The sequence below is a fragment of the Aeromicrobium sp. genome, from assembly GCF_036676885.1.
Classification (GTDB): Bacteria; Actinomycetota; Actinomycetes; order Propionibacteriales; family Nocardioidaceae; genus Aeromicrobium.
Window position 1 is genome coordinate 1 of sequence record NZ_JAKFCB010000400.1, and the last position, 2,653, is coordinate 2,653.

General features: G+C 70.8%; 3 protein-coding genes. 2 read left to right on the forward strand and 1 reads right to left on the reverse strand.

Annotated elements, in window-relative coordinates; translation table 11 throughout:
• Positions 1–18: 18 nt before the first annotated feature.
• Positions 19–312, reverse strand: a complete 294-nt coding sequence (groES, locus tag V6M46_RS18865) for a co-chaperone GroES (RefSeq protein WP_056209271.1) — start codon at positions 310–312, stop codon at positions 19–21.
• Between the two features lie 406 nt (positions 313–718).
• Here groES and V6M46_RS18870 point away from each other — a divergent pair, with 406 nt between their 5' ends.
• Together V6M46_RS18870 and V6M46_RS18875 are read left to right on the forward strand one after the other, a co-directional pair.
• The gene (locus tag V6M46_RS18870) at positions 719–1,873 is read left to right on the forward strand and encodes a class I SAM-dependent methyltransferase (RefSeq protein WP_332667959.1); all 1,155 of its coding nucleotides are present in this window, start codon (positions 719–721) and stop codon (positions 1,871–1,873) included.
• 19 nt (positions 1,874–1,892) lie between these two features.
• Positions 1,893–2,609, forward strand: a complete 717-nt coding sequence (locus V6M46_RS18875) for a LamB/YcsF family protein (protein WP_332667961.1) — start codon at positions 1,893–1,895, stop codon at positions 2,607–2,609.
• Positions 2,610–2,653 lie beyond the last annotated feature (44 nt).

Sequence of the window (2,653 nt, forward strand, 5' to 3'; positions counted from 1 at the left end):
GGGCGCCGGGGCGTCAGATCACGAAACGACAGCGAGGACGTCGCGAGCGGACAGGATGAGGTACTCCTGGCCGTCGTACTTGACCTCGGTGCCGCCGTACTTGCTGAAGATGACCTTGTCGCCGACGGCGACGTCAAGAGGAACGCGGTTGCCATTGTCGTCGACCCGACCGGGTCCTACGGCGATGACATTGCCCTCCTGCGGCTTCTCCTTGGCAGTGTCCGGGATGACCAGACCTGATGCAGTGGTCTGCTCGGCTTCGACAGCCTGGATGACCAGACGGTCTTCGAGCGGCTTGATGGTGACCGACACGTGTCGACCTCCCCTTTCAGGCGGGTGGAACGGTGGACGCCGGTGGGCACGCCGTCGCGGGGGTCGTACTCACCGATGCTTGGCACTCTCGTGGCGAGAGTGCCAATACGAAATCTAGCACGCTGTTAGCACTCACCCCAAGAGAGTGCTAGCGGGCACGCACTCCGCTTCGCTCCGTGCTCGCTTCCGGCTCCGCAGAGCTCCGCCGGGGCCCGCTCTCCTCGCTGCGCTCGTCGCCATGGTCGGGTCGGCTCCGCAGAGCTCCGCCGGGGCCCGCTCTCCTCGCTGCGCTCGTCGCTATGGCTGGGTCGGCTCCGCCGGGGCCCGTTCTCGGGCTTCACCCTCGCCATGGGCGCGTAATGCCCTCGAATTCTCCTGTGCGTCACCTGCACGGCAGACTCTTCCCATGGATCTTGGGACGTTCGAGCAGCTGCTGTCCCCTGCGGGACAGCACTTGCTCGACGAGGTCGCCGATCGGGCCGGCGTCGAGTCGGACCTGGCGCTGGGCACCCGGCTGCGCAAGACGTACGTGCCGGCCCTCGTGGCGGCCGCCGTGACGCAGCACCACCTGCGCGGCAAGGCGGTGTCGAAGTTCGGGGCCGATGCCGCGCGCATGTACTTCACGCACGACGCGCTCGAGCAGTCGACGCGTATGCCCGTGGCAACCCACCGGGCCAGCCGGCTTGCCTCGACCGGTGCCACCGGTGTCGTCGACCTCGGCTGCGGCATCGGCGGCGACCTGGTCGCGCTGGCGCGTGCCGGCCTGCGGGTGCGGGGCGTCGAGCTCGATCCCGTGCGAGCCGCGATCGCCGAGGCCAACCTGCGGGCGCTCGGCCTCGACGGCGAGGTCAGCTGCGCCGACGCCCGATCGGTCGAGATCGGGGCCGACGAGGTCGCCTTCATCGACCCGGCTCGCCGCGACGGCCGTGGGCGTACGTTCTCGACCTCCGACCTGCAGCCGCCGTGGGACTGGGTACGCCAGCTCCTGGCCGGCCGCGCCGTCGCCAAGCTCATGCCGGGCCTCGCCCACGATGCCGTGCCCAGCGGTGTCGAGGCGGAATGGGTCAGCGACGGCGGAAGCCTCGTCGAGGCGTGCCTGTGGGGCGCGCCGTTCGCGACGGCGACCCGCCGGGCGACGATCCTCCCGTCGGGCGCCGGGCTCGTCTCCACGGGCGAGCCGGTGGCGGTCGCGGACGTCGGGGCGTACCTCTACGAGCCCGACGACGCCGTCATCCGCGCGGGCCTCGTCAGCGAGCTCGCCGCGACGATCGGCGGCTGGCTGCCCGATTCGCACATCGCGTACGTCAGCTCGGACGCGGTCCACCCGACTCCGCTCGCCCGCGGGTTCCGGATCGTCGACGAGCTGCCGTTCCGGGAGAAGCCCCTCAAGGCCGCGCTGCAGGTGCGCCGAGTGGGGACGCTGACGGTCAAGAAGCGCGGCGTCGACATCGTGCCGGAGGAGCTGATCCGGCGGCTCAAGCTCAAGGGCCCCAACACCGCGACGGTCATCATGACGCGGGTGCTGGGCGACGGCCGGGCGTACCTCGTCGAACGTCTCTGAACCTCCGTACGCTGGGAGTATGCGGATCGACCTCAACGCCGATCTCGGCGAGTCCTGGCCGCGATGGGAGTCCGGCGAGGACATCGCGCTGCTCGACGTCGTCACGAGCGCCAATGTGTGCTGCGGGGCGTACGCCGGAGATGCGGACCTCATGCGCGCGACCTGCGAGGCCGCCGTCGCTCGCGGGGTGGCGATCGGCGCACAGGTCGGCTATCCGGACCGTGACAACTTCGGCCGCCTCCACCTCGACATGCCCGCGGCCGATCTCATCGGCGAGCTGCTGAGCCAGATCGAGCTGCTCGACGAGATCGCCCGGTCGGCCGGCGGCACCATCGCGTACGTCAAGCCGCACGGCGGGCTCTACAACACGATCGTCGACGACGATGCCCATGCCCAGGCCGTGGTCGATGCGATCCAGGGCCGGGCCACGCCGCTGCCCCTGCTCGGCCTGCCGGGCTCGGTGTCGCTGTCGCTCGCGGAGGCGTCCGGCATCCCGGTCATCCGCGAGGGCTTCGCCGATCGCGCCTACACCCCTGACGGCAGGCTCGTGCCCCGCAGCGAGCACGGGGCGGTGCTGGACGACCCGGCGGTGGTCGCGGTGCAGGCCGTACGCCTCATGGACAGCGTCTCGTCGATCTGCGTCCACAGCGACAGTCCCGGTGCGGTCGACCTGGCCCGTGCCGTACGCGCCGCGCTCGAGGCAGCGGGTGCCGAGCTGACGAGCGCCGCACCGTGAACCTCAAGCCGTACGGCGACACCGCACTGCTGCTGGACTGCGAG

Excerpts from the sequence above, each read along its gene's own strand:
- V6M46_RS18870 (WP_332667959.1), top strand. The coding sequence starts at position 719 with ATGGATCTTGGGACGTTCGAGCAGCTGCTGTCCCCTGCGGGACAGCAC.
- V6M46_RS18875 (WP_332667961.1), top strand. The coding sequence starts at position 1,893 with ATGCGGATCGACCTCAACGCCGATCTCGGCGAGTCCTGGCCGCGATGG.